Source organism: Streptomyces sp. SCSIO 30461, assembly GCF_037023745.1.
Classification (GTDB): Bacteria; Actinomycetota; Actinomycetes; order Streptomycetales; family Streptomycetaceae; genus Streptomyces.
Window position 1 is genome coordinate 7,634,224 of record NZ_CP146101.1, and the last position, 26,031, is coordinate 7,660,254.

Annotated in this window: 22 protein-coding genes and 1 pseudogene; 9 read left to right on the top strand and 14 right to left on the bottom strand. The window is 70.4% G+C overall.

Annotated elements, in window-relative coordinates:
* Positions 1-37: 37 nt before the first annotated feature.
* The 3 genes from V1460_RS34325 to V1460_RS34335 form a co-directional block, all read right to left on the bottom strand.
* Entirely contained in the window at positions 38-586 is a 549-nt protein-coding gene (locus V1460_RS34325; RefSeq protein ID WP_338677484.1) for a DinB family protein, read from the bottom strand.
* Between the two features lie 112 nt (positions 587-698).
* Positions 699-2,156, bottom strand: coding sequence for an aldehyde dehydrogenase family protein (locus V1460_RS34330; protein ID WP_338677485.1), 1,458 nt, complete (start codon positions 2,154-2,156; stop codon positions 699-701).
* 81 nt (positions 2,157-2,237) lie between these two features.
* Entirely contained in the window at positions 2,238-3,071 is an 834-nt protein-coding gene (locus V1460_RS34335; RefSeq protein ID WP_338677486.1) for a helix-turn-helix transcriptional regulator, read from the bottom strand.
* 382 nt (positions 3,072-3,453) lie between these two features.
* On the opposite strand from V1460_RS34335, the gene V1460_RS34340 reads away from it, so the two are divergent.
* Positions 3,454-3,999 (top strand): ATP-binding protein, encoded by a 546-nt coding sequence (locus V1460_RS34340; RefSeq protein ID WP_338677487.1) that lies wholly within the window; start codon positions 3,454-3,456, stop codon positions 3,997-3,999.
* Positions 4,000-4,050: 51 nt separating this feature from the next.
* Here V1460_RS34340 and V1460_RS34345 read toward each other — a convergent pair whose 3' ends face one another.
* Positions 4,051-4,359 carry a DUF397 domain-containing protein gene (locus V1460_RS34345; protein ID WP_338677488.1) on the bottom strand — a complete coding sequence of 103 codons (309 nt, stop codon included), beginning with the start codon at positions 4,357-4,359 and terminating at the stop codon, positions 4,051-4,053.
* 672 nt (positions 4,360-5,031) lie between these two features.
* On the opposite strand from V1460_RS34345, the gene V1460_RS34350 reads away from it, so the two are divergent.
* Positions 5,032-5,553, top strand: coding sequence for a hypothetical protein (locus V1460_RS34350; RefSeq protein ID WP_338677489.1), 522 nt, complete (start codon positions 5,032-5,034; stop codon positions 5,551-5,553).
* 18 nt (positions 5,554-5,571) lie between these two features.
* Here V1460_RS34350 and V1460_RS34355 read toward each other — a convergent pair whose 3' ends face one another.
* A complete protein-coding gene (locus V1460_RS34355) occupies positions 5,572-6,786 on the bottom strand; it encodes a DUF2786 domain-containing protein (protein ID WP_338678341.1) in 1,215 nt (404 codons plus the stop codon).
* A gap of 566 nt (positions 6,787-7,352) precedes the next feature.
* Between V1460_RS34355 and V1460_RS34360 the strand changes: the two genes are divergently transcribed.
* On the top strand, positions 7,353-7,913 hold the full coding sequence (locus V1460_RS34360; RefSeq protein ID WP_338677490.1) for a sugar O-acetyltransferase: 561 nt from the start codon (positions 7,353-7,355) through the stop codon (positions 7,911-7,913).
* Positions 7,914-8,057: 144 nt separating this feature from the next.
* Positions 8,058-9,758, top strand: coding sequence for a bifunctional 3'-5' exonuclease/DNA polymerase (locus V1460_RS34365; protein ID WP_338677491.1), 1,701 nt, complete (start codon positions 8,058-8,060; stop codon positions 9,756-9,758).
* A gap of 562 nt (positions 9,759-10,320) precedes the next feature.
* Here the strand turns inward: V1460_RS34365 and V1460_RS34370 are convergent.
* The 9 genes and pseudogenes from V1460_RS34370 to V1460_RS34410 form a co-directional block, all read right to left on the bottom strand.
* Entirely contained in the window at positions 10,321-11,031 is a 711-nt protein-coding gene (locus tag V1460_RS34370) for a hypothetical protein (RefSeq protein ID WP_338677492.1), read from the bottom strand.
* A 412-nt stretch (positions 11,032-11,443) separates the two neighbouring features.
* Positions 11,444-12,037, bottom strand: a pseudogene (locus tag V1460_RS34375) (Uma2 family endonuclease).
* A 97-nt stretch (positions 12,038-12,134) separates the two neighbouring features.
* Positions 12,135-13,409, bottom strand: coding sequence for a TIGR02679 family protein (locus V1460_RS34380; RefSeq protein ID WP_338677493.1), 1,275 nt, complete (start codon positions 13,407-13,409; stop codon positions 12,135-12,137).
* Entirely contained in the window at positions 13,399-17,508 is a 4,110-nt protein-coding gene (locus V1460_RS34385) for a TIGR02680 family protein (RefSeq protein WP_338677494.1), read from the bottom strand. The genes V1460_RS34380 and V1460_RS34385 overlap by 11 nt, the downstream gene beginning before the upstream one ends.
* The gene (locus V1460_RS34390) at positions 17,505-18,950 is read right to left on the bottom strand and encodes a TIGR02678 family protein (RefSeq protein ID WP_338677495.1); all 1,446 of its coding nucleotides are present in this window, start codon (positions 18,948-18,950) and stop codon (positions 17,505-17,507) included. Before V1460_RS34390 ends, V1460_RS34385 begins: the two co-directional genes overlap by 4 nt.
* Complete coding sequence (locus V1460_RS34395; RefSeq protein ID WP_338677496.1) at positions 18,947-20,503, bottom strand: TIGR02677 family protein; 1,557 nt, start codon at positions 20,501-20,503, stop codon at positions 18,947-18,949. Before V1460_RS34395 ends, V1460_RS34390 begins: the two co-directional genes overlap by 4 nt.
* A 460-nt stretch (positions 20,504-20,963) precedes the next feature.
* Complete coding sequence (locus tag V1460_RS34400; protein WP_338677497.1) at positions 20,964-21,902, bottom strand: SUMF1/EgtB/PvdO family nonheme iron enzyme; 939 nt, start codon at positions 21,900-21,902, stop codon at positions 20,964-20,966.
* 50 nt (positions 21,903-21,952) lie between these two features.
* Positions 21,953-22,738 carry an aminotransferase class IV family protein gene (locus tag V1460_RS34405; protein ID WP_338677498.1) on the bottom strand — a complete coding sequence of 262 codons (786 nt, stop codon included), beginning with the start codon at positions 22,736-22,738 and terminating at the stop codon, positions 21,953-21,955.
* Between the two features lie 152 nt (positions 22,739-22,890).
* Positions 22,891-23,274 carry a GntR family transcriptional regulator gene (locus V1460_RS34410; protein ID WP_338677499.1) on the bottom strand — a complete coding sequence of 128 codons (384 nt, stop codon included), beginning with the start codon at positions 23,272-23,274 and terminating at the stop codon, positions 22,891-22,893.
* Positions 23,275-23,807: 533 nt separating this feature from the next.
* On the opposite strand from V1460_RS34410, the gene V1460_RS34415 reads away from it, so the two are divergent.
* From V1460_RS34415 to V1460_RS34435, 5 genes are read left to right on the top strand one after another with little or no spacing between them, the layout of a single operon-like run.
* Positions 23,808-24,065: a DUF6284 family protein gene (locus V1460_RS34415; protein WP_338677500.1), complete on the top strand. Its 258-nt coding sequence runs from the start codon at positions 23,808-23,810 to the stop codon at positions 24,063-24,065.
* The gene (locus tag V1460_RS34420; RefSeq protein ID WP_338677501.1) at positions 24,062-24,397 is read left to right on the top strand and encodes a hypothetical protein; all 336 of its coding nucleotides are present in this window, start codon (positions 24,062-24,064) and stop codon (positions 24,395-24,397) included. Before V1460_RS34415 ends, V1460_RS34420 begins: the two co-directional genes overlap by 4 nt.
* On the top strand, positions 24,397-25,413 hold the full coding sequence (locus tag V1460_RS34425) for a DUF2637 domain-containing protein (protein WP_338677502.1): 1,017 nt from the start codon (positions 24,397-24,399) through the stop codon (positions 25,411-25,413). The genes V1460_RS34420 and V1460_RS34425 overlap by 1 nt, the downstream gene beginning before the upstream one ends.
* Complete coding sequence (locus V1460_RS34430) at positions 25,410-25,646, top strand: hypothetical protein (protein ID WP_338677503.1); 237 nt, start codon at positions 25,410-25,412, stop codon at positions 25,644-25,646. The genes V1460_RS34425 and V1460_RS34430 overlap by 4 nt, the downstream gene beginning before the upstream one ends.
* Entirely contained in the window at positions 25,646-25,984 is a 339-nt protein-coding gene (locus V1460_RS34435) for an RRQRL motif-containing zinc-binding protein (protein WP_338677504.1), read from the top strand. The genes V1460_RS34430 and V1460_RS34435 overlap by 1 nt, the downstream gene beginning before the upstream one ends.
* Positions 25,985-26,031: the final 47 nt, after the last annotated feature.

The window sequence follows — 26,031 nt, forward strand, 5'->3', positions numbered from 1 at the left end:
TGGCAGAGGCGCGCCTCCCACACGTCGAGCGGCGCGGCTACCCCCAGCTCCCGCCGCGCTCCGCCGCCACCAGCTCGAAGGAACTCCTGCCGTCCAGCGACTCCCGCACGATGTCCGCGTGGCCCGCGTGCCGGGCGATCTCCTCGATGAGGTGCAGCATCATCCAGCGCATCGAGACCCGGCCGTCCTTCGGGAACCACGGCGCCGGCGGCAGCGGGAAGGTGTCGTCCAGGCTGGGCACGGAGCGGATGAACTCCTCCGTCTCCTTGGCCACCATGTCCCAGAAGGCCAGCATCTCGGGAATCGATTCGCCCTCGGTGAGCCGGAAGCCGTCGGCCCAGGTCTTCTCGTCGCGCTGACGCTCGTTGGGCTGCTCCTGTGCCATCCGCAGCCAGCTCAGCTCGCACTCGGCGACATGCTTCAGCAGCCCGGACAGGGACAGCTCGCTGGCACTCGGCCTGCCTGCCGCCTGCTCCTCGGTCAGGCCGATGACGGACCGGCGGACCGCTCCGCGCTGTGCCTCGACGAAGTTCAGGAGCGCGCCGCGCTCGTCGCCGTGTGTCTCCGCGGGTACATGAGTGACCATGGTGTGCGCCTCTCGGTGGTGCCTGTGCCTTGCTCTGCCTGACACCCACCAAGCTACGGACCCTTGCGGTCAGCTTCTGTCCTCGACGTGCAGGGGACACGCGTATTGGTCCTCAGAGGGGAAACCTCGTACGGCCGTGCTGCACGGAGATCCACTTCTGAGTGGTGAACGCCTCCACCGTGGCATCGCCGCCGAGCCGTCCGAGCCCGGACAGCTTCTCGCCGCCGAAGGCGACCAGGGGCTCGTCCTGGACCGTGGAGTCGTTGACGTGGAACATCCCGGTCTCGATCCGATGGGCGAAGCGCACACCCCGACCCACATCACGCGTGTGCACCGCTCCGCTCAGGCCGTACGGGCTGTCGTTCACCATCCGTACGGCTTCCTCCTCACCGTGGAACGGCGCCAGCAGCGCCACCGGTCCGAAGATCTCCTGGCGCAGCAGCGGTGACTGCTCGGGCAGGCCCGCGAGCACGGTCGGCTCCACCAGCGTGCCTCGCACCCGTCCCCGCACCAGCGCCGTGGCGCCGTCCGCCACCGCCTGGTCCACCAGACCGGCCAGGGACTCGGCCTGGAGGCTGTCGATGACCGGTCCGATCTGGGTCTCCGGGTCTCTGGGGTCGCCGGTGCGCAGCGCCGCCACCTTCGCGACGAACTTCTCGGTGAACGCGGCCTCCACCGAACGGTCGACGAGAATGCGGTTGGCGGCCGTGCACACCTGGCCCTGGTAGAGGAAGCGGCTGAAGACGGCCGCGTCCACGGCGTGGTCCAGATCGGCGTCGTCTAGGACGACCAGCGCGCTGTTGCCGCTCAGCTCCAGGACACAGCGCTTGAAGTTGCGGCCCGCTACCGCTCCGACATGGCGGCCCACCCGATCGGATCCCGCGAACGAGATCACCTTCGGCACGGGGTGCTCTATCAGCGCGTCGCCTACCTCGGCGATGTCCGTGACCAGGACGTTGAGCAGTCCCCGCGGCAGCCCCGCGTCCTCGAAGATCCTGGCGATCAGGCCGCCGCCGACCACCGGGGTGTGCTGGTTGGGCTTGATGACCACCGCGTTGCCGAGCGCGAGTGCGGGTGCGACCGACTTGAGGGTCACCAGGAACGGGAAGTTGTACGGGGTGATCACCCCGACGACGCCGACGGGCAGCCGGTAGACGCGGTTCTCCTTGCCGTCGGTCTGGGACGGGAGCACCCGGCCCTCAGGGCGCACCGCGAGCCGGATCGCCTCGCGCAGGTACTCCTTGGCGAGGTGGATCTCGAACGCCGCTTTGAGCCTGGTACCGCCGAGTTCCTCGGCGATCGCGTCGGCTATCCGGTCCGAGCGCTCCTCGACGATGCGCAGGGCCCGCTCGAATACCAGTCGGCGGGTGTAGGGGTTGGTCTCGGCCCAGGGCCGCTGGGCGCGCTCGGCCGCCCGGTAGGCCTGGTCGACCTCGGCGACGGTGGCCACGGTGATCGCCGCGAGCTTCTCCCCGTTGTACGGATTGAAGTCGATGATGTCCCACGAGCCGCTGCCGGTCCGCCACTCGCCGTCGATGTACTGGTGGGCCAGGTCGGTGAAGAAGGACATGCGATCCCTTACTTCTATGGGCGCTGTGGGCGTCGGCAGATCAGAACTTTCGGCCTGTCGGCCTTTCATCGTACTGTCGTTTTAAATGAGTTGAAGTAGTCCGCGCAGCAGGTCACGACTCTCGTCGGGCCCCGGCGACTCCTCGTGCAACCGACCCATCACCCGCTCGTACTGGGCGACTTCCTCCCGCTTGTCCAGATACAGCGCGCTTGTCAGCTGCTCCAGATAGACGAGGTCCGAGAGATCGGACTCGGGGAAACGCAGCATGGTGAACGTCCCGGACTCTCCCGCGTGGCCGCCAAAGCTGAACGGCATCACCTGGACGGTGACGTTCGACTGCTCAGACACCTCGATCAGATGCCTCAACTGCCCCCGCATCACGCCCCGATCGCCATAGGGGCGCCGCAGGGCCGCTTCGTCCAGCACGACGTGCAGGCCAGGGGCGCGCTCGGAGACCAGGATCTTCTGACGCTCAAGACGCAGCGCCACCCGCTTGTCGATCTCGACGACGGGCGCGTCCGGCATACCGCGCGAGACGACCGCGTGCGCGTAGGCCTCGGTCTGCAGAAGTCCGTGCACGAACTGGACTTCGTAGATACGGATCAGGGATGCCGCTCCCTCAAGACCGATGTACGTCTGGAACCAGCCGGGCAGCACCGAACCGTAACTGTGCCACCAGCCGGCCACGTTGGCTTCACGGGCGAGGGCGAGCAGCGAATCGCGCTCGGTGTCGTCAGTGACTCCGTAGAGAGTGAGGAGATCCTCGACATCCCTGGCCTTGAAGCTCACCCGTCCCAACTCCATACGGCTGATCTTGGATTCGGATGCGCGGATGGAGTAGCCGGCCGCCTCGCGCGTGATGCCGCGCGACTCCCTGAGCCGTCTCAACTGTGAGCCCAGCAGGATGCGGCGCACGACCGACCCACCCCCGGAGCCTTCGGACTGGGGGTACCCCCAGGACTCCCCTGGCGTCACGTCTACCAACCCTCCCAACGCTGCTGTGTCGCGGAGCCCCCCGCGCCCCGAGTCCCGGATTCTGCCATCAAACGCTCCACCCCGTACTCGATCGATTACGGAAATGGGAAGCCTTTGGGGAACGGCGCGCGGAAGCCCACAAGAAGAAAGCGGAGTGAACCGGCACGGGGCAGGACAGGACGGGCGCGTGCACGTGCATCTGCCCTTGCATCTGCCTACCGCATTGGGAACCATGGAGCTCGCGCACCTGCGTACTCGTTCGTGTTCGTTCGTGTTCGTTCGTGTTGTAGCGCCACAGCCGCGATTCCCGGGAGTGCCTCGCATGGGGACGAATGGATCGACCATGCTCGAGCCGTTACGGCAGGGCCCTCCACCGATCGACGCCTCAGACGCCTCCAGTTCGGCCTCCTGCACTCTGCCGCCCCGCTATGAAGCGGTGCGTGGCGCACGGACGTTCACAAGCAGGACGCTCGCCGCATGGGGCCTCAGCGAGCGCTTCGACGATGTCGCCCTGGTGGTCTCCGAACTCGTCACCAACGCCCTGCGGCATGCCCTGCCCGTGGACGCTCCACGAGGCCAGGAGCAGCCGGTGCGGCTGCATCTGATGCGTTGGACAGGGCGGTTGGTGTGCGCGGTACGCGACCCCAGCCAGGAGAGTCCGGTGGCGTCCGAGGCGGAGGACTCGGCCGAATGCGGCCGGGGACTCTTCCTCGTGGATTCCTTCAGCGACAGCTGGGGCTGGCAGCCGCTGGCTGGTCCGGTGACCGGGAAGGTCGTATGGGCGCTGTTCAGGCTCCCGGCGACGGACGGCACGGGCTGCGGGGGACCCGGAAGGCCTGCCGACGGCAACGAGCGCACGACCGACTGACCCCCGCACCCGGATGTCCCGACGCGGGGCCCGGCTCGGACGCCCTGGAATCTACGCGGGTTGAGTGTCCAGGTACTCGTCGAATCGACCGTCGAGGCCGCCGGCGCACCGGCCCGCATTCCGGCCTCCTACCAGGTGGTCGAACTCTCCGTCCTTCACACCCAGCAGCAGCGCCTCGATCTCGGCCGGGGTGTAGACGAGTGCCGGCCCGTCCGGGAAGCGTGAGTTGCGCATCGCCACATCGCCGCCCGGGAGTTTCGCGAACTCCACGCACGCGCCCTGCGAGTTGCTGTGACGGCTCTTCTGCCAGACGACCCCGTGAATCTCTGTCGCCGCCATGCCGTTGTACACGTGCTGCACAGGACGCTCCCGAGTTGCAAAGGTGCAGATGTCAACTGTCCTGGATCATAGCTGTGTTCATATGCAGATGCATGAGCAGATGCACGTGCACGGGGCATGCCCCCATTACGCGCTCCCCCGAAACGGAGGACCCGCGACCGGATCGCAGTGCGGGGCGCTCAGGTGAACCCGCTGGCTGAAAGACGCGCGTCCCGCCCTTTCGGATCCAGGTTCCGGGCATTCGCACCGCCCCTGGTAGCTCACCGATCGGGACACATCCGGCGGAGTCGGAACATCCGCTCCCGTTCGAGGACCTGTGCTTCCGCTTTGCCCGCCCTGCGAACAGCCGTGCCGGAGGGGCGCCGGGTGGCTCCCTGGCGGTGGACGCCCACTGTCCACGACGCGCCGTCGGGCTGACGCCGTACGGATGCCGGACGGATGCACGAACCTTCCATCGGTCCTCATACGTACGAAGGCCCGACTTTACTCACTCGGATACGAGCCGGTGCCGTACCGGGTCGAGCGGAGTCGCAACCCGGCACTGGTGCGCCGAACGGTTGTCCGCATTCCGGACGCCCGCCCGAATCCATCGGCGCATCCCGGGTACGCGAGTGCCACGAACGACGCAGAACCACCCGATCCGGCCGACTGGTAGCTTGCTGTGGTCTTGCACACAACGAGGGGGACGCGATCGTGAACAAGCCCGTACGTCAGGGAATTGCCGCCACCGGCCTCGCCGCCGCCCTCATGCTGACCGGCTGCGGCAGCGGCGACGCCGCGGACAAGGGCGGCAAGGCCACCTCCGCGGCCCCGAGCGCCGCCACAGGCGGCGGCTCGGGTGAGTCGTCACCCGCCGCCGACCTCACGGGGCTCCAGGGCACATGGTCCGCCATGGGCAGCGAGATGGTCGCCCTCTCGTTCCAGGACGACAAGGTCTCACTGATCGCCGGTCCGCGCGTCTGTACCGGAGTTGCCAAGAGCGGCGCGGAGAAGCCCACGCTGACCCTCAAGTGCGGGGACGGCGACACCAAGCGCACGACGGGCACGGTCGAGTCCCATGACGCCGGGACCGTGGTGGTCTCATGGGAGAGCGGCACCAAGGACTCACTCACCAAGACGGACGCCAGCGGGCTCCCCTCAGGCCTTCCCACGAGTATTCCCACGGACCTGCCGAAGGGGCTGCCGACGGCCGTGGCGTCCGCGGTTCCGCAGTAGCCCGTCAGGGGCGAGCGGTCAACCGGGCAGTCGGCCCTGGGGTGATGACGGCGACCGATTCCGCGACCACGGCATACGTGCGTCATCGGCGGCCGTCCTGCCCTGGTGCCAGCCGTCGGCGTCGGTCGCACCGCGCACCCGCGTACTGACGGTCGTCGGGAAGAGCCGCTCGGCATGCGCCGCGACCGCCACCTCACGGGCCGCGAGCACCGGGAACAGCGGCTCGGCCGAGCCAGCTCCCCCGGCTTCCCCAACCGCCCCCGCGCCCTCCCCGGCCCGCATTTCGGCAGCGGCCGCGGTCTCGGCGAGCCGACTGCCCAGCCGGTCCGCGTAGGCCAGCAGGAAGGACTGCCGGAAGGTCTTGGTGCGTTTGCGGCCACCCGCACGCTGGGCGGCCTCCGAACGCGTCATCGCCGTGGTGCCCTGCACCAGCAGCGAGGTGAAGAGCAGCTCGACCGCGTCCAGGTCGGGCTCGAAACCGACCACGGTGGAGAAGCCGATGGCGCTGTTCCAGACGGCGCGGCAGCGGTTCGCCCTCGCCACGGCGTCCAGCAGAATCGCCTTGGCCTGCTCATACGGCGCGTCCACCCCGATACGGCAGGCACCGGGCAGATCGGTGCGGTGGGTACGGGCCCTGAGCAGCGCCTCGTCGATGCTGTAGCGCACCATCAGCTCCTGGGCCTTCGCGGTGAGCGCCTCCGCTTCCTCCGGGAAGCCGGTGGCCTCGGCCTTGGCGAGCAGCCCGCGGACCCTGACCAGCATCCGGGGCTCGTCGCCGGTCGGCGGCATGCGGGGGAAGGAGGCGCCGGGGACCGGCCCCGCCGGTTCCAGCGCCGGGAGCCGGACCAGCAACCGGTAGAGCTCCAGCACGGCGACCATGCGCGAGAACCTGTCCCCGTGGCGCGCCCCACCGGCGGTTTCGGCGCGCAACGCGGCGAGCTGAGCGGCCCAGCGGGGCGGCAGATCCTGCCCGTACCGTCGTGTCTCACTCGTGATCAGTTCGGCGACCAGCCCGGCATGGGTGTCCGTGAGCTCACGGCGCGTGAACCGTGCGAGATCGGCCGGCTGCCAACCGCGCTCCCAGGTGCGGCGTACGAACTCCGCACCGCGCCTGACCACTTCGGCGTCGGCGGCGGGGGGCGCGGCGGCCAGCAGCGACGCGCCCGTGTCGAGCGCATCGTCGCCATCGGCGTACAGCGCGCCGCCGAGCGCCTGTTCCACCGCATCGTCCACGCCGTTCACACCGCTCACATCTCATGAGCCTACGCGAGCGCGGCGGGGTGATCCCCCCAGCCATCCACAGCCTGTGGATATCGAACTGTCGAACAGCGCCATCGGCCGGCACCCGACGACCGGCGCCTAAGGGCTGTCCCGTAATCCGCGGTGGATCAGAGCGCGGCGTCAGGGTATGGGGTCTCCCCCGGCCCCTGGGGCCGAGGCGTATGGGGTCTCCCCCGGCCCCTGGGGCCGAGGCGTATGGGGTCTCCCCCGGCCCCTGGGGCCGAGGCGTATGGGGTCTCCCCCGGCCCCTGGGGCCGAGGCGTATGGGGTCTCCCCCGGCCCCTGGGGCCGAGGCGTATGGGGTCTCCCCCGGCCCCTGGGGCCGAGGCGTATGGGGTCTCCCCCGGCCCCTGGGGCCGAGGGGACGCAACGCAAGGCGGAGGGTCGCCCGCATACCGGGTGTATTCGGGCGATTCGACAACGCAGCGTGGGGGCACCTCCCGGCGAAGCCAGGGGGAGTGCCGTAGCTGTCGCCGCGCGCCCGCCGGGGACTACGGGACAGCCCTTAGGGTGAGTCCATGGGCGAGAACAAGGACCGCATGCTGGCCGGTGAGTGGTACCTCCCCGACGATCCCGAACTCGCCGCGGACACCGAGCGCCGCTTCGTCCTGTGCGCTGCCTACAACGCGAACGGCGGCGCCGCGTCCGCCGACCGGGCCGGGATCCTGGCCGAACTCCTCGGTTCCGTCGGCGCGGACGTGCGTATCCGGCCGCCGTTCCAGTGCGACTTCGGCAGCCACATCAGCATCGGCACCGGCACATTCGTCAACTTCGGCGCGGTCTTCCTGGACACCGCGCCCATCACCGTCGGGGCGCATGTGCAGATCGGGCCGAACGTCCAGCTGCTCACGCCCATCCATGAGATGGATCCGGAGCGGCGGCGTGCGGGATGGGAGCGGGCCGCGCCGATCACGATCGGCGACAACGTGTGGCTGGGCGGCGGAGTCATCGTCTGCCCGGGGGTGTCGATCGGCGAGGACACGGTGGTGGGGGCAGGGGCCGTGGTCACCCGGGACCTCCCGGCCGGGGTACTGGCGGTGGGGAACCCGGCACGGGTGGTACGCAGGCTCGTCGGCTGAGGGCAGCGGGACCCGTCCCACCCACCACCGGCCGGAACCGCCAGGGTGCCCCGCTCACCGTGGCATCGCGCGCGAGGTGGTCGCCACATCGGCGGTATCGCCGCGCGAGCGGCGATGTCAGTGGCGGCTGCCAGACTCGCACCCATGACCGACCGCTGGGCGCTCGCACCCGCCGAAGGCGGCGGAGCCCTGCTCGCGCCCCTCGGCCGGGACGGGCTGCCCGTGGGCCCGGTGCTGGCGGAGCCCGACCTCGTGGCGGCGGTCGGATCGCGCCCCGAAGTCGGCCGGCAAGGGCGATGGGTGTGGCGCTCCACCGCCGAGATCTATCCCCGGCTGCTCGCCTCCGGTGTCCGAATCGAGCGGTGTTACGACATCGAGGACGCGGAATCACTGTTGCTGGGACACGAGGGGCGGCTCGGTGAGCCCCGGTCCGCCGCAGCGGCCTGGGCCCGGTTGCGGCACGCACCCGTGCCCCCCGATCCGCCGCTGCGAGCCGCCGTACCGGGCTCGCAGTCCTCGCTGTTCGAACCCCAACCGGTGTCGGTCCCCTTCGACGGGCTGCTCGAGGTCTACGCGGAGCAGCAGCGAAGACACGAGGCCGCCGAGCACCCCGGGCGGATGCGGCTGCTGACCGCGGCCGAGTCGGCGGGGATGCTGGTGGCCGCGGAGATGCACCGGGCAGGGCTGCCCTGGCGGGCCGATGTGCACCGGGAGTTGCTGCGCGAGCTGCTGGGCGAGCGGTACGCGGGCGGTGGGGAGCCGCGCCGGCTGGCGGAGCTGGCGGACCAGGTGTCGGCGGCCTTCGGGCGACGGGTCCGCCCCGATCTGCCTGCGGATGTGGTCAAGGCCTTCGCCCAGGCCGGGATCAGAGTCCGATCCACCCGGCGCTGGGAGTTGGAGGAGCTCGACCATCCTGCGGTCGAACCACTGATCGCTTACAAGAAGCTGTACCGGATCTGGACGGCGCACGGCTGGAGCTGGCTCCAGGACTGGGTGCGGGACGGCCGCTTCCGGCCCGAGTATCTGCCCGGTGGCACGGTCTCGGGCCGGTGGACGACCAACGGCGGCGGTGCCCTGCAGATTCCCAAGGTGATACGGCGGGCGGTCGTCGCTGACGAGGGCTGGCGTCTGATCGTCGCGGACGCCGATCAAATGGAACCGCGGGTGCTGGCCGCGATCTCGGGTGATCCGGGGCTGATGGAAGTCGCGGGCCATCCGGACGATCTGTACACCCGGCTGTCCGACCGGGCGTTCTCCGGCGACCGCGGCCATGCGAAGCTCGCGCTGCTGGGCGCGATCTACGGCCAGACCAGCGGCGACGGCCTGAAGAACCTCGCCGCGCTGCGCCGCCGCTTCCCGCTCGCGGTGGCGTATGTGGACGACGCTGCCCGCGCGGGCGAAGAGGGCAGACTGGTGCGCACCTGGCTGGGCCGTACAAGTCCCCGGGCGGTCGGCCACGGCGACGCCGACGAGGCGGGCATCCCGCAGGAGGGCGGCGCCGCCGATGGGGGGCCCGCACCCGGCGAGTTCGTCCCGGGATACGCGTCCACCAACGCCCGGGCACGCGGCCGTTTCACGCGGAATTTCGTGGTGCAGGGCAGCGCTGCCGACTGGGCGCTGCTGATGCTCGCCGCACTGCGCAGAGCCACTGCGGGGATGCGCGCCGAGCTGGTCTTCTTCCAACACGACGAGGTCATCGTGCACTGCCCGGCCGATGAGGCGGACGAAGTGGTCCGGGCGATCCAGGCAGCCGGGGACCTGGCCGGGCGTATCGCGTTCGGGGAGACGCCGGTGCGGTTCCCCTTCACGACGGCTGTGGTCGAGCGGTACTCGGACGCGAAGTGACGCGGCCTGGTGCGGGCCAGGGCTGGGTGGCCCGGTCGCGGCTCTGCCTTGTCGCGGCATGAGCGAAGGTCTTCGGAAAGACCGCGCACCCCACGCCGCTCAGCCCGGGTGCCGGGTCGCGGAAGCCCCGATCGGTGGCGCGGTCTCAGGACGTGGCCACACCTCGGCCCAGGCGAGCGCGTCCGAGAGGGCTTCGGCGAGGCTCTTGCGGGTGCGCCAGCCGAGCAGCCTCTCCGCCCGATCGGTGCGGGTGAAGGCCCCCGCCGCGTCGCCGGGCCCCCCTTCCGGTCGCGTCCCGCGAGGTGGTGCAAGCGATCACACGCTCCGCCCTCCGGTACCTGGCTCGCGACGATCTCCCCCGTCAGCGCATCACGCGAAAGCACCCGGTCAGACGCCGGGAGTGCCCCAGCCGGTCGAAGCGCCCGGCGTGACCTGCGAGTTCCGGTCCGTTGATCGGCTGCACCACCCGGCGGGACGCCATCCCCCTTCCAACCACGAAGGGCCCATCGGAAAGTTCCGGCGGGCCCCACATTCCGGCCAGGAAAGCGGTGAGATCAGGCCGTCAGCGCGTGGCGCCGGTCAGCCGCCAGTACTGGCGCTCCCTCTCGTCGCGCACGACCACACCCATCCGGGCCAATTCCACCCTCAGCTCGCGCAGTTCGTCGTCAGAATCCTTCTTCTTCAACGCCAGCGAGCGCGCCTTCAGCAGCGCGTTGGCGCCCTCCGGCAGGCCGGGCGTCTCCGGAACCCATGGCCGGTAGTCACCCTTGTGCGGGTCCCGATCGACCCAGGTGTATCCGTGCGACCTCACGGCTTCGGCCACCCGTTCCATCTTGAAGTCGCACTTCTCACGGACGAGTTCGCCGCCATCACGACCGAGGACCACGAACTGCTTGCCGTCCAGGAACACCATCGCCACGTGGGATCCGACGATCTCAGTGGTCTGGCCCTTGCGCTTCAGGACGATCTCGGCGTTGGAAATCTCGGCAGAGAGGTCCTCGAAACGTCCGTACACCACGATTCCGATGCCCAACAGGGCGCCCGCGCAGACCACCGCGATGGTGAGAGCCGGCTCAGGCAACTCGGTCAGCAGTTCCGCCGGACCCTGCAACGGCGCCCATGGCAGTGTGACGATCCACTTGGCCAGAGTCTTGGCGAGCCAGCCGACTCCAGCGCCCACGGCCAGGAATGCGGAACCGACCAGCACGAACTCCGCAGTCGACTGTCCCAACGCACTGAACTCGCCCTGGTGCGCGTTCCGCTCTTCCGTCAAGGTGAATCAATCCATCCGTTACTTTGAGTGGAGGACATCACCGGCTGCTCGATGTTCGCTCCCGCAGAACTGCCCGCGACCGGACCCGAACGATCAGGTCCGGTGATTATTACGTCGATTCTACTCGTTGCCCTCATCACCGAAAGAGCTCTTTCCTGCTCGTCAGAGCTCAACTCTCTTGAGAGAAACGGCTGGTGGGTTCCCCCAGACGCGGCACCAGAGCGTTCGGCGAGGGAAGTGCGGCGAACTCCGCACCCAGACGACCGGCCGCGGCACGGAAGCCCGGTTCGCCGAGTGCCAACGCGCTCGGCGCGCTCCTCGGCAGGCTGCTCCTGGACGGGACCGGCGCGGCCGGTAGCGCGATGGGGCCGGGCATGCAGCGGGCCGGGCGCGGTGAACGCCCCCGCGGGGCTCAGCAGATCCGGCCAAGGTCGACCTCCAACGGGAAGGGCGCCGAAACCTTGACGACACCAGTGAATACGTCCCCGTTTCGGTAGGCCCCGGACGCCGGGTCGAGAACATAGGTGTACACCAGCGGGACGCCGGTCACGGCCTGCTCGACCCGCCAGTAGAAGGCGATGCCGGACTTTGCGTACTGGTCCGTCTTCACGACCCGATCGGTGGTCTCCGATCCCGGCGAGACGACCTCCACGGCCAACAGCACGTGCTCCGGACGGGTGGGCGTGATGTCGATCGTGTCCGCGCGGTACACGTCGATCGTGTCCGCGCGGTACACAACGACGTCCGGGCGCCGATTCGTGAGCGGGACGTCCTGGAGACGGACATCGAAGTCGGTGTCGGCGTTCCAGTCGGGCCCCGCGGCCGCCTCCTAGGCATTCGCCAGGATCCGGGCGATCCGGTTGTGGCGCTTGGACGCACTGGGACTCACGACGACCATCCCGTCCACGATCTCGATCCCCGCGCACTGCTCCTCGGACCAGGAGTCGTACTGCTCCGCCGTGATCTGCTCGTGCATCCACGCAGGGGCTGTCATCTCGGCAGTCATGGCGCACCTCCCGGACACCATGCGAGCGGGCCCGATCCCGCTGGGCTCAGCGTACTGTCCCTGAGCCCGCGGCCCACTGGACGCCGGCCCACGCACGTCAGCAGAGGTCCGACAGGAGTGCGGTCAGCAGCCGTTCCTCCATGACCGCCTGGCCCGATGCACGCAGGGCGGGAGCAAGGTCAGGGTCCCAAGGGCTGGCCACAGGCGGCCCGGTCAGCGGCGTCGTCTCGCCTCCCGCCAGGGCTTCTCGGTAGTCTGCGGTGCTCATGCGCCAGGGCCGGGCGCCATGGCGCTCCACCGCGGCGGCGGTGATGCGCAGGCCGGTCCAGTCGAAGTCGGCACGCCAGTGCAGACGAGTGCCGGACCGGGCGGCGGCGTCGAGGAGCCTGTGGCAGGCCGCGGACGGGATGCCTTCGGTGCAGACCAGGGCAGTGGCCCGGTCTGCGAGCTCCGCGGCGGCCGCGCGCAGCACGGCAGGGTTCTCGCAGACGTGGATCTCGCGGGCGGCGGGAACCACATCGGCGGATGCCAACTGGTGGAGGGTGAGGCGGAAGGGCATCCCGCAGCCGGTGGCGTCGCGCAGCCAGTCGCTCACCACGCCGTCGCCTCGGGCACCGATGTTCAGGACGAGGACCTGGCTGGCGAGGTCGTCCGCGACGGCTCCGGCACTCTCCCACAGAGTGCGACGCCCGGCCCGGTCGCGAGGCACGGGGACCGACGGCCCGCCGTTGGCCGCGCCGCGCTGGGCCAGGGCCCTCAGGACGAGCTGTTCGAGCGGGCCGCCCGGCAGCAGGGCCTTGGTGTCTCCGGTGGCCCGCTCGGCGAGGACCGGCAGGGGCAGGGGGCTCCGGCCCTCTCCGCCGCGTACTGCGGGGAGTTCCTCCAGGACGCGGACGGCCGCCTGCAGCAGGGCCGCGTCGCCGCGCCGCAGGAGACGGGTGAGGGTTCCGTCGGCGGCGATCTGCGCCAGCCAGGCCGGGTACCAGTCCAGCGCGGCGAGGGGTGAGCCGTGAGCGGCGGTGAGTACCACCTCGCGGGCGGACACCTCATCGGCACGCTCGGCCGGCCGGTCGCGCAGGGGTCCGTACAGCCGGCCCAGGGTCGTGAGCAGACCGGTTCCGTAACGTCCGCGAAGGTACGCATCGAGGTCGGCGAGGGGGACGGTGACGCGTCTGGCGGCTTCGGGCCGGTAGCGCCCTGTGACGCCAATGACGGTGCGGCGTTCGGCCTCGGTGGGGGTGGTGAGGCCGATGTCGCCGCTCAGAGTGCCGCCGGTGCGCTCCAGGCGGCGGCGAGCGGCGGCGAGCAGCCGCCGCCAGCCCTCTTCGTGGAGCGCGGTGTACGACGGCGAGGACGCCCCATCAATCGGCAAGCCGGAACTCCTGTTCCTCGCGGTCCCGACGGCGTGCGGAGCGAGTGCCCGGTGAGCCGAGCAGGACCCCCAGGGTGCCGGAGTCGTCGGCGTGCAGCCGCTCGCCGTCCCACAGGAGCAGCAGCGCGGAGACGGTGTGGTCGACGGCGGAGTGCGCGAGATCGTAATGGGCCGCCGCACGGACCGCGCCGTGCACCGCCCACAGGTCGTACCCGGTCATGAACAGGTCCAGGTCGAACTGGGCGGCCAACGACATGAGCTCGCCGCGGCCGGTGTCGTCGACGCCGGCGAACGCCTCGTCGAGGGCGAGCAGACGCGGAGCGTCGGGGTGCGCGGAGTTGAGCATGGCGTGAGCGGCGGCGAACAGCGGCAGGTGCAGGGAGACAGACTGCTCGCCGCCGGAGAGGCGGCTGTGCCTGGCCCGGGTGAGGCGTTCCTCGTCTCCGCCGGGACGTACCAGCTGGAAGGCGAACTGGCGCCAGCGCCGGTAGTCCAGGACCTCCGCGAGCAGCTGCCGGTAGGGGGTCTCGCGCTGCCTGGCTCGGGCGTTCTTGATCTGCGCCGCGAAGTGGGTGCGCATCCGGGCCAGCTCCTCGGGCCCGAGGCGGGCGGCGTCCGCGTCCAGAAGGGCGCAGACGGCGCGCTGTTCGTCGTCGAGGCCGTCGGCGAGCAGCCAGCCGACGCCGACCGTCGTACCCGAGGACATGCGCCGCTCACGCATGTCGGTGTTCATACGGCGGATCAGATCGCGGGCGTCGACCGTGCGGTCGTGGATCTGCTGGGCCAGACGCGTGAGCAGAGCGTCCTCGAGAATGCGCTGCTCGGAGTCGGAGAGGAGTTCGGCCTGGTCACGGCGGTGGGAGGCGATCTTCTCGGCGAACGAGGCAATGGGCAGCGGGCCCTGTTCGTCGGCGACGGTGACGGTGATCACGCCGCTGGAGCTGTCCCAGGCGGGCTGATAGTCCTGCCCGGCGGCGGCGAGATGGGCGTGCAGGTCCTCCAAAGCCGTGGTGAGGCGGGTGACCGACTGCTTGACACTGGACTCGGTGGGCGCGAGTTCGCGGGTGGCCGTCAGGATCGCCTCGTGGACGGCGGCGGCGGCCGGCGGCAGACGTTCCCCTGCCCAGTCCGCCTCCTGAGCGGGCCAGGCCAGCTCCGGCGGACAGCGCAGGAGATCGAGGAGTTCACGGACCGCGTAAGGAGCGAGGCCGCGGGCGGTGTCCTTCTCCTCGGCGACGGCGACCTCCAACGCCTCGGCGGCGGCGGCGCGACGAGCCTCGGCGGCGGCCAGGCGGCCGATCGCCTCATCCCTGGCGACCCGGGCGGTGTCGGTCTCCCGGGCAGCGGCCTCCAGACTGCTCTCCGTCTCCTCGACGCGCGCCATGACCTGCTGCGCCTCGGCGCCGACGGCCTCGCGCAGTGCCTGGAGCCCGGCAGCCTCCTCCGCGTGGCGGCGCCGGGCCGCACGCTCGGCCTCGGCAGCGCGCTCCTCGTCCTCGACGGCGGCGGTGAGCCGGTCCGCGGCAGCGGTGGCCGCCTCGGTCTGCCGGGTGTGCTCCCGACGCCGGGTGGCCAGCTCACCCGCCTCACGTTCGAAGGCACGGGTGGCGGACTCGGTGCCGTCGGCGTCCCGCACGGTGATGCCGTGCTCGGACTCGGCACGGTGCAGGGCTCGGCTCGCGACCGCGCAGGCGGCCTGAGACTCGTCGTAGACGGACTGGGCGACATCGGCGGCCATACGCGTGGCGCGCAGGGCGGCAACGGCGCGGTCCAGGGCACGCAGGTGCGGAGCAAGGGCGGCGGTGCGGGGCAGGGCTCCGCGGGCGGTCTCGTACTCCTGGAGGCTGTCCTCACAGCCGGAGGACCCCCGCGCCACCTCCTCCAGCTGGACGGTGAGTTCTGACAGGAGGGCATCGCAGGCGGCGATGCGTGCGGCGCGGCGGCGCATCCGGGCGGTGGCGCCGACGTACTCGGCGTGCGGTTTGCCGTGGGAGCCGACGAGGATTCCGACGGCGTACCGGCCGTCGGGGCAGACGGCGGTGGCCGCGCCCGCCGTGTCGGTGACGGCGACCGACCTGAGTACGGCGGTGATCCGGTCGGCCGGGACGGCCGTGCCGGTCTCGGGGCGCAGGAGGTCAGCGAGGCTGGGACCGTCGACGGGGGCGGTGGCGCGCAGGTATCCGTCCCCGCCACCGGTAGGGGGCTCATCGGCGGTGACAAGCGCGTCGAGCAGGCCGGCGGCCTCCAGGGCCGCCTCCACTCCCGCGCGTTCCGTGTCGCCGAGGCCGTCGGCGAAATCGACCAGCTGCCACAGGGGCGACGCGTCTTCCCGGCTGTCCCGGTCGGCGGTGCGGCCGCGCGCGGCGGGTGGCGCGTCGTCGTGTTCGGCGGCGATCCGAGCGCGTTCGGCCTCGGTCTCGGCCCGGCGGGTCTCCAGCGCGCCACGCTCGCCGCGCAGGCCGGCGAGCCGGTCGCGCAGGCCCTGGACAGCAGGGGCGGTGGCCTCGGTGAACAGGTCGGAAAGTGCGGGGGCGCCGGCTTCCGGGCCGTCCGGGTCGGCGGCGGCATCGAGGGCCCGCGCGAGCGGTTCGGCGGCGCCTTCGGGCAGCAGCAGCCCGTACTGGCCCTGCCACCGCGTGAGTTCCTCCCGCGCCCGCGCGTGGGCGGCACCCAGCTCGTCCTGGGACCTTTCCTCCTCCGTCTCGGCGGCCCGGGACGCCTGCTGCGCGCGCTCCTGCCCGGCGCGGGCCGCGTCCCGTCCGCGTTCGGCGTCCCGCAGGTTTGCTGCGGCGACCCGCACCACCCGTACGCCCTCGTGGCGGGCTGCCGCAAGGGCGGAAGCGCGTTCGGCGAGAGCGGAGGGAACCGCGTCGGCGGCGCTCCAGGGGATACCGGCACGATGAGCGTGGTCGGCGAGGGCGGCGGCCGAGGCGCTGACGGCGGTGGCGCGTTCGGCGGCCAACTGCCCGGCACGTTCGGTCTCGGCTCGCGCCCGGCCGGTGGCGACGGTGCGACGTTCGCGCTCGGCCGCCGTCTGCCCGGCGGTCTGTTCACAGGTGCGCACCAGGCGTTCCAGGTCGGCGAGTTGCTCCACCGCCTGGTAGGCGGCCGAGGAACGCAGCTGCTCCAGGCGGGCGCGCAGCGCGGCAAGCGCGGACTCGGCCTCGTCGGCCCGCGCCCCGGCCGCAGCACGCTGCTCCCGGGCCTCGTCGAGCTCCACCCCAGACGTCCCGTGGACGCGTTCCCTCTCGCCGGCCTCGGCCCTCCGGGCGCTGAGCCGGTCGGCGGCGACACGGGAGTTGACCCGCAGATATGTCGAGTACGCGGCGAGAAACGAGCGGGTGGCGTCGTCCGCGGCGATCAGTCCCTCCAGCGTGCGCTGCACGGACTCCATGTCGTCGAAGGAGCGGGCGGCCTCACCGATCAGCTCCTCGTCCAGCGGGCGCAGGCCGTCGGCGAGGGTGTCGGAGAGCTTGGCCGGGTCGAGGTTCTTGGCGAGCTGCGGGCGGCGCAGCGTGAGGATGAGGGTGAGGAGTTGTTCGTAGCGCTCCCGGCCGAGGCCGAACAGGCGCCGGTCGACGGCGGTGCGGTAGTCCGTGGCCGAGGCGATCACATCGGCGCCCAGCGGGGCGAGTCCGGCTGCCAGTTGCTTCTTCGTCAGCGGCCTGTCGTCGTCGGTGAGCAGGGAGAAGTCCTCGCCGATGCGCCCGTCGGCGACGAAGTGCCAGCGGGCGGGGGTGTCCCGGTGCCGCTGGGCGTGCAGGCCTATCCCGCAGGTGACGGCCTGCCCGGTGGTGCGGTGGGTGAACTCGATCCATACGTAGCCGAGCGCGCCTTCCTGCCCCCGGAAGAGCAGGTTGGACTTCATCGTGCGGTCTTCGGCGGCGAACGGGTTGAGCCGCTTGGGGTCGATCCGCCCGTCCAGGACGAACGGGAACAGCACTTCGAGGGCCTTGGTCTTGCCGGACCCGTTGGGACCACGCAGGACCAGCCAGCCGCCGGCGAACGAGAACTCCTCGTCGCGGTAGTCCCACAGGTTGATGATCCCCGCGCGGGTGGGCGCGAACCGGGGCTGGAGGTCGACGGGCGGGGCGCTCACGGGGCGGGGTCCTTCACATCGTCTGCGGCGAACAGGGCTTCGGGGCTTGCGGCGACCGCCACGGCCCCGGTGGTGCTACGCATGCGGGGTCGCGGTTTCACCTCGGCCGTCACCCCGCGGTAGCGGGCCAGCAGGGGTAGCGCGAGCACGCCACCCGCCACCCTTGCGACGAGCGACATCGCGGCCAGCAGGTCCACGGCCTGGCCGAGAAGCCGGTCAGGGTCGCCGCGCAGGTCGGCGGCGAACCCGGCACCGTACCGCTTGATGATCTCCCTCATCTGGGTGCGCAGCCAGGAGTCGGTGACGAAAGGATGGCGGACCTCCGGAGCAACCGGCGCCTCGTTCTTCCCCTCCGCCGCCGCCTCCGTGTCACCCCACTCCTGCGCGGCTTGTTCGAACACACCCCGCGCAGGGAGAGCCACGTCGATCCGGCCCGCCCGGTCCGCGAGGCGCTCGGCGGCACTCTGCATCGGCAGCAGCTCGGGCGCGTGCCGCCCGGTCCGCGCCGCGGCCTCGCTGATCCGTGCGCCGAGCAGCAGAGCGGCCTGGGCGACGGTGCCGCCGCCGGGGAACCGCGTATCGGAGAGGCGGCCCGAGGTGTCGACCAGGGCGACGCCCTCCGCGCGCCGCTCAACGCCGAGGCCGGTGAGGCGGGTGAGATCCTCGGCGAGCGTAGGGCTGCGCAGCTGACCGGTCAGCTCCGGGTCGGCGTCGGCGTAGTAGGCGACCGGATGCTCTAGGACCAGGCGCCTCGCCCGCCGGGACGCGGAAAGGCGCTGGGCCCGGCGTCCCTCGGACAGACTCCTCGCACCCGCCGAGTCGAGGAGCTCGGTCACCGAGGTCACGTGCTGGAGGACGCGGCTGGGCTGGTGGACGGCGGTGAGCACCTCCCGGTCGATGTCGTACAGGGCCTCGGCCCGCTCCGGGTCTGTGGCCCAGGAGGCGGCAGAGCCGTCGGCCAGGTGCAGCGCACCTCGTTCGGTGAGCCAGCTGACGGCGTCGACGAAGGCGTCCCGGTCGTACTTGCGGCCGGTGTCCAGGCCGAGCCCGTCGATTCTGGCGGCGTCGGCGGCGACGGTGTCGGCGAGCTCCCCGAGCGCGACCTGAGCCCCCTGCCGGCCCAGCGCGGCCAGGGTGAGGGCGAGGTAGGCGTACCGGCGCCGGTCGAAGGGGCGACCGGACCGGCTGAGCGCCGGCCGGGTGGGGTCCAGTTGGTCCTGGGCACGTTGGAGGCGGGCGGTGTCGCCGGTGGTGATCAGCCGGTAGCCGAGTACCTCCATCAGATCGGTACGCAACTGCTCGGCCCAGCGCCGCACGGTCGGCAGCGCGCCGACGTCCGGGTACACGGCCGTGATCAGCGGATGCCGCAGCATGAGGCGTACGGCCTTCTGGTAGTCGGCCAGTTCCAGAGCCGACACGTTCTCGGCGACGCGAGTACTCATCCGGTGACCTCCAGCCGCAGTCCGTCCAGGTGCAGGTCGCCCCGCACGGTGCGGACCGTGGTGAACTCCTCGCCGGGCCCCGTCGGGACAAGAGTCAGCCGTACCCCGTGCGCCGAGCCGGAAGCCAGCGGGCCCGCGACACCCCCGGTGACCGGCACCCGCGCGGCCAGTGCCACGTCCATCAGGGACAGCAGCGCCCGGGTCTCGGCCTCGTCCAGGACCCTGCCGTACGCGCCCGCGCCGGCCAGAGACAGCGCCGCGCCCCGGCGCTCGGCCTGGTCCTTGAGCTGCGCGGCCCGCAGCTCGGCGCGCTCCGCGTCGTTGCGCTCGATCCGTCCCGGCCCCTTGAGGGCAGGGGTGCGGCCGGACTGCACCAGGGTGCGGGCCAGCTCCACCGGCTCGGCCTCCCACCACGAGGTACGCCCGGGAATCAGCTCGGGGTCCGGATAGGGGACGGCTATGTGCCGGGGGGCACCGAGCCCGAACACCGCCTGGAACAGGGCATGCGCGTCGTCGTCGGTCGTACAGGAGGTGAACCACTGGGCAAGGTGGCGCAGCTGGCTCTCCCGGCTCACTCCGCCGCGCCGCGCTTCGGTGACCCGCCTCAGCAGCGCGAGGACCGAGCGGATCGCTGTGACCGTGGCGTCCTGCAGCCGCTCCGCCTCACTGTGTTCACGCTCTCCGAACCAGTGCACGACGCCACCCCACCGCTGCCGCCAGTCGTCGAGACGGGCAGCCGGATTCCGGAAGAGCCGCTCGTCGGCCTCCGCGGCGTACTCGACCATCCGGTCCACGCCACTGGCCGCGACCTTCTCCACCGCCTCGGCGAGCAGCGGGGCGTAGCGTCCGAGCTCGGCGGTGAACTCCCGCATGTGTGCGAGCAGCGCGTCCTTGTGCGCGAGGAACACCTCGGGCCTGGCATCGTTGGTCCGCGCGAGGTCGCCGAGCATCAGGTAGAAGCGGGCGGCCCGCTGCGCCATCTCGTTCAGCACGGAGTCCAGACGGCCCAGCTTGCGGTAGACCTCCTCGGCGTCGCCCGCCGCGTTCGCCTCGGCGAGTGCGGTCAGGTCGGCGAGGAGGTCGGGAAAGACGAGCCGGGAGAGCTGTGCGTCCTCCAGGGAGGCACCGAGCACGTCCTCCACCGCCCGGTAGGCCCGGTAGCCGGCCTGAGTGAACTGGTACACGTAGTGCCGGTTGCGGTACTCCGCCAGGTTCGCCGCCCGCGTCCCGTCGTAACTGCGGTCCAGGACCCGCCACTCGGCGAGCGCGTCCAGCAGCGGCTGCACGTCGCCCACGGCCGCCCCCGGATGGTCCGCGACCAGCCTCCCCAGGAGATCAGCCACGTCGGAAGCGTGCAAGAGCACCTGGTAGTTGGCCCGCCCTCGCTCGAAGGCCCGAAGCAGCCACAGATAATCGTGCCGCTTCTCGGCAGCCGCGAAGTGGAAGAGCCGCAGCCGGTCGTCAAGGGTGAAGGCATCGATCCCGAAGGCGTCCTCGTCCCCACCCTCCACAGACGCCGGGCCTGGGGGCGCAACCGGGGAATCCTCACTCACACGCGTCAGCAACTTCCTCATACGACAGGCCAGAACTGGTAGTGGCAGGACCCACCCGACCTCATTCTGCCGCCTGGAGACTCGCAGTGGAAAATCTGCTCGGCGCATCCATGAGCACAGGTACACTCCGCGCTCGGAGATCCCGGCACACTTCCGGCATCCGGCGCTCACGCATGCTCACGCACGCGGCCGCAAGCCCGAACCTCCGCCCAACCGTAAAGCAACGCGCACTAAAAACCCCAGGTCACGGGCAATGTGACCTGGGGTTTACCTGAGCCGCCTTCGGGATTCGAACCCGAGACCTACGCATTACGAGTTGTCCGATCTTGGTCCGGGGCGGTCCATGAGCGTCCGGACACCACCTGTCTGCACAGCTCAGCGACCCTGACGGCCCGCCCCGTACGTTCATGGACGTCCACGGATTCAGCGTGAGTTGAGACCACAACTGAGACCCACGCCGTCACCTCTGGCGAGGCAGCATCTGTTCAGGCGACGCCGCACAGCGGAACCCTGTGTCATCGTCGTGCATCATGTCGCTGGCGTCGTTGGACACGGCAGGCACTCCCCGGAACAGAGGGCTCGTGAAGGCGCTGCCGCGGAGTTCGTACCGCCCCGGCGTGGTCGGTGTCGCGAGCCATTCCCACACGTTGCCCACCATGTCGTAGACCCCGTAGGGCGAAACGCCGCTGTGGTACCGAGAGACGGACGTCGTACGCTCCACTCCGGTCTCTCGGACGTTGCACTTGGCGGCGGTCTTCTGGTCGCCCCACGGAAAGGAGCGGCCGGAGGTTCCCCGCGCTGCCTTCTCCCACTGTTCGGCTGCGGGCAGCGCCTTCCCTGCCCATGTCGCGTACGCGCTCGCGTCGCGCCATGTCACGTGCACGACGGGGTGGTCGTACAGCTCGCGCGGGCAGCGGCCGTTCTCCCAGTGCTCAGGCACAGGGTGTCGAGTCGCCGCGCAGAACCGCGCGTAGTCGGCGTTGGTGGTCGGGAAGGTGTCGATGTGGAAATCGTCCACCCACACCGGTTCGTCGTCCTCGCCGGACAGGAAGATCCCTTCCGGTACGTGCGCCATGAGTTTTCCGTCACCGGGGTGCTTCATGTACTCACCGCTGAGCGTTTGCTCTTCATCAGGCTCGATGACCGCTTGGGTAGGGATGTCATCCGCCGCCAGGATGGCGACGAAGCGCCCCTGAGCGTCCGGGCTGGCGTTGGCGAGCAGGGTGTCCAAGGCGGCTTGGTTCACCATGCGCAGGGAAGCTTGCTCGCTGTCTGCCTCCCACCGAGAGACGATGCGATCGGATACCCCGAGCTTCTCGGAGAACTCCATGAGGCTCATGCGTACGGCTTCACGCAGCGCCTTAACTTCACGTCCGGTCCATTTCGTAACGAGTGGCATGGGCTACCTCTGTCGTGAATCGCCGCCCCTGGCGGGGCGGCGGCACGCGTCTACAGGAGGTCGCCGGGAATCCCGGCGTACCCCTCACGCAGTGCGGCGAGCACGGGGTGATCCTGGGGGAACTGCACATCGTCCAGCGCGCTCACGGAGCGCACGCCGATCGTCGTGTTCGTGGCGAACGCGGCGGCCATGTTGGGGACGTCGGCAAGCTGGACGGGGGCCGTGACCTGCTTGGGAGCGTCAAGGCTCTGGAGGAGGAGCATCGTCGTACCGGGCAGCACGGGGGCGTCCGGCCAAATGACCGTCCCGCCCTGGTCGACGAAACCGAGATTCCACGTGCCGCCCTCGGAGATACGGCCGTCCGGTTCGACAAACACCGCGTCGTCGAACCCGGCGAGTTGTGCGTCACGCCGAATGCGGAGCTGCGAGTGAAGGCCGATGTGCTTCACAGCCGCGCTGTCGCGGGTGAAGGTGAAGGACTTGGCGGTGAGCGGCGGCGGAGACAAGGCGCCGGCCGGTCGCAAGTTCACCAGAACGTGAGGGTCTTTCGCGTCACTCGGACGCCCCATGTCAATCGCCGGGTCATAGATCGTGACGCGGATGCCCGCGACACGGGTGACACCCTCAACTGCCTTACGGATGTAGTCCAGCGTCCGGCCACGGTCCAACTCGACACCGAAGACGATTCGGCAGTCCCGCACCAAACGATCCAGGTGGAGCGACAGGCCGCGGATCGTGCCGTCCTCCATGCGCATGGACGTGAAGTGCCCATAGTTGGTGAGGGCGAGAGCTTGGAGTTCGTCCAGGGTGACGGGCTTTCCGTTCAGTTCAGCCATGCGGCCAGTCTCGCAGTCACCGAGGCCCGCCAACACCCCGCCACGCAACCAAAGTTCGGATTAGTTCGGTGCAGGGGCAGCGGGAGTACGTACTCGCAGAGCTCCCGCCGGAACACGCTTAGGGCATGGCGACGAACACACCGCGAGAGACGCTAGGCGCCGGACTCCCCCTTGGGGGAGCCCACGACGGACTCAAGCTGCTTGACGCGCTCGACAAGGCCGGAAAGTTCGGCCGAGACGCGCGCGACCTCGGCTTGCAGCTCGGTCAAGCGCCGCGCTGCCTCGCGGGGCCCCTGCTCTCCGGGGGCAGGGTCGCGGACGTAGGTGCCGCTCCCCGACACGCCTTCGACCAACCCCTCTTCCTGGAGTTGCGCGTAGGCGTTCTGCACGGTCATCAGGGCCACACCAAGCTTCTTGGCGTAGGCCCGAGCGCCAGGGAGGCGGTCCCCTGGGCCGAACGTCCCTGCGGCGATCTCGTCTCTGACCCTGGATGCGATTTCGCGGGCGTTGGGCTTCCTCTTCGGCTGTGAGTCCACCCCGAAAGCGTACTTGACCTAGGTCGTTTGCAATCAGGTCGCGAGAGCACTTGACGACCCAAAGCGACCTAGGTAGCTTTCTCGACAACGACAAGCGACCTAGGTCGCTCCAGCAAAGGTCTTTTGACCTGCACAACAACTCGACAGCGTGATCCACCGCAGATACGACGGCCGCGACGACTCCGGCTGAGGCGAGTGGAGACCAGCCGACCGAGAAACGGCCCGTGTCACAACCGGGCCCACACCCCTGACCGGGAACGCCATCGGCTCTAAGAACCGCGCGGCACACCTTGAAACTGCGACGACATCCGGGATTTCGGAACTCTCCGGGTCGAGCAGCGTCGTGCGAAACAGGAGATCCGAACCTGTACCAGCGCTCACGGTGCCCGACATCCCACCGCCGTTCCGGCAGACCGGTGTCGGGTCGCCGTGGTCGCTCGTAGCCCACGACCGACCCACCCAACGGCGCGCGGCCCCGGTGTCCTACCACCGGGACCGCTTCGAGCCGTCCACCTGCTAGGGAGACACGACTCATGAAGCACATCGTTGCTGTTCAGGCGGTTGTTACCGCCGAGCGGATCGACTGCGAGCCCACGGCCGCGGAGCTGGATGCGATCGAGCGGGAGATGCCGCTGATCGTGGCGGAGGTCGAGTTGTTGGACGCGTACATCGTCACCCTGGACCGCGTCCCGTCCGAGCTGGACGCCCGGCGGGTCCGTCGTGCCCGGCGCCGGGTGCTGGCCGCCCGCGCGGCGCTGGCCAACCGCGGCGTTTGCGGGGAGGCGGCGTGAGCGCGCAGATCCTCGCGGACCTGTCGGCGCCTCTGGTGGCGCTGCGGCTGCTCTCCATGGAGTTCGGGCATCTGCCCGCGCCCACGGTGGCGGTGTCGCCGATCTACCCGGATCTGCTGGAGCTGTCGTTCCACTGCGGTGTCGCCGACTTCGAGGTGTGGCGCGAGGCCTTGTCGATCGATCCGGGCGATGTTGTTCACCGCGTTCACCGTGACGGGACGACCGGAGCTCTGAACGTTCACGGGAACTTCGGCGGGGCGCGGGTGCGGCTCGTCGGCTACACCACCCTCGCGGTCGCGGACGGCACTTTGGCGGGGGTGGGGGCGTCGTGATGAACAGTGTTCAGATCCGTTCAGCGGAACGTGCGCTGTCGGTGGGGACGTGGACGATCGTGGCGGGGGCGATGCTCTACTCGATCCTCACCGTGACTCCGCTGGCGGCCCGGCACACTCCGGACGAGTGGGCGTGGACGGCTCCGATCCTGCCGCTGGTGGTGGATGCGGCGGTGGTCATCGTGGTCAAGCTCGATGACGTCCTTGCTCGACTGGGCGGGCACGGCGGGCGGTGGCCGGTCGTGCTGCGGTGGATGACCGGGCTCATGACGTGGGCGCTGAACGTGGCCGACTCCGCACTGAAAAAGGACCTGGTGGGAGTGGCGGTTCACTCGGTCGCGCCACTGCTGCTGATCGTCACCGCTGAGACCGGACTCGCCTACCGCCGCGCCATCGCCGCCGCCCTGGTCGCGCTGGATGCCAAGCAGCAGGCGGAGCGGGAGCGGCGGGAGCAGGCGGCCCGAGACCGTGCCGAGCGGGCCCGTGCCGAGGCGCGGGAGGAGCGGGAGCACACGGCGATGCTGGCGCGTGAACAGCGTGAACACGAAGCCGCGCTCGTCCGTGAACAGGCTGAGCGTGAGGATGCCCGGCGCCGCGAGGAGACCGCCCGTGCGGACGAGGTGGCCCGGGTGGAGCGGGAGGCTCGTGAACGCCGTGAACACGAGCGTGAACAGCAGCAGCAGGAGCGTGAACGCCTGGAACACGCTGCTGAACAGCGGCGTGAGGCGGAGCGGCTGGAGCGTGAGGCGCAGGCGCGCCGGCAGGAGCAGGAGCGGGCGGAGCGTGAACGCCGTGAACGCGCCGCGCTGCTGTCCGGTGGTCCGGTGAACGAGAAGCTCGCCGAAGGCCGCGCCCGCCAGGTCGTGGGAGCGGCGTTCGGCGAGGGTCTGCCCGTGCGGACGGCTGCTGAGCTGTGTGGCTGGTCGGTGGGCTGGGTCTCCACCCGCTACCAGGAACTGCGCGATAACCACGCCACGACGGCCGGTGTGCCGGTGCTGGAAGGAGTCCAGTCGTGAAGCTCTCCCCGAACACCACCCCGGTCGAGCCTGCCGGGCTGCTGATCCGGCTGCACAACCAGGTCGGTGCGGCGATCGATGTCACCGGCGATCAGCGTGGCCAGACCCGCTGGGACTGCCACGGCTGCGGTGAACACTCCGAGCGTCCTGTACGGGACTGGTTGTGGAGTATCCGCACCACAGCGAACGACCACGCCAGCCGGTGCCGGGCCGCCTACCACCAGCTGACCTGATGGCCAGCCTGCCGGTCTATCGCTGGCGGCTCGCCCCGGACGGCTACGCCACCCGCCGCCAACTCCGCGCCCTCGGACTACGCCCGGGTGGCCAAGGCGTCGCCGCACAGCTCGAACGTCCCCGGCGGCGCCGGGGCCCGCTGGTCGCCTACCTCTACCGCGTCGACCGTGCCCTGCCCGTGCGGCCGATGACCGCGGCGAAGTGGGCGGCACTCGGCAAGGCGAACGCCGCCCAGCAGATCTGCCCGAACTGCCGCCTGGACGTCGGCTACCGCATCCCGCTCTCGCACGGCATGTGCGGAACCTGCATCCACCTTGAGGAACAGTGCGCTGCCTGAACATCTGCAGGGCCCGACCACACGCCTCCACAGCACTGGTCGGGCCC

Bases quoted from the DNA above. Each gene is read 5' to 3' on its own strand.
- V1460_RS34390 (WP_338677495.1), bottom strand. From the start codon at position 18,950: ATGAGTACTCGCGTCGCCGAGAACGTGTCGGCTCTGGAACTGGCCGAC.
- V1460_RS34400 (WP_338677497.1), bottom strand. From the start codon at position 21,902: ATGCCACTCGTTACGAAATGGACCGGACGTGAAGTTAAGGCGCTGCGT.
- V1460_RS34435 (WP_338677504.1), top strand. From the start codon at position 25,646: ATGGCCAGCCTGCCGGTCTATCGCTGGCGGCTCGCCCCGGACGGCTAC.
- V1460_RS34405 (WP_338677498.1), bottom strand. From the start codon at position 22,738: ATGGCTGAACTGAACGGAAAGCCCGTCACCCTGGACGAACTCCAAGCT.
- V1460_RS34415 (WP_338677500.1), top strand. From the start codon at position 23,808: ATGAAGCACATCGTTGCTGTTCAGGCGGTTGTTACCGCCGAGCGGATC.
- V1460_RS34325 (WP_338677484.1), bottom strand. From the start codon at position 586: ATGGTCACTCATGTACCCGCGGAGACACACGGCGACGAGCGCGGCGCG.
- V1460_RS34425 (WP_338677502.1), top strand. From the start codon at position 24,397: ATGAACAGTGTTCAGATCCGTTCAGCGGAACGTGCGCTGTCGGTGGGG.
- V1460_RS34330 (WP_338677485.1), bottom strand. From the start codon at position 2,156: ATGTCCTTCTTCACCGACCTGGCCCACCAGTACATCGACGGCGAGTGG.
- V1460_RS34340 (WP_338677487.1), top strand. From the start codon at position 3,454: ATGGGGACGAATGGATCGACCATGCTCGAGCCGTTACGGCAGGGCCCT.
- V1460_RS34365 (WP_338677491.1), top strand. From the start codon at position 8,058: ATGACCGACCGCTGGGCGCTCGCACCCGCCGAAGGCGGCGGAGCCCTG.
- V1460_RS34360 (WP_338677490.1), top strand. From the start codon at position 7,353: ATGGGCGAGAACAAGGACCGCATGCTGGCCGGTGAGTGGTACCTCCCC.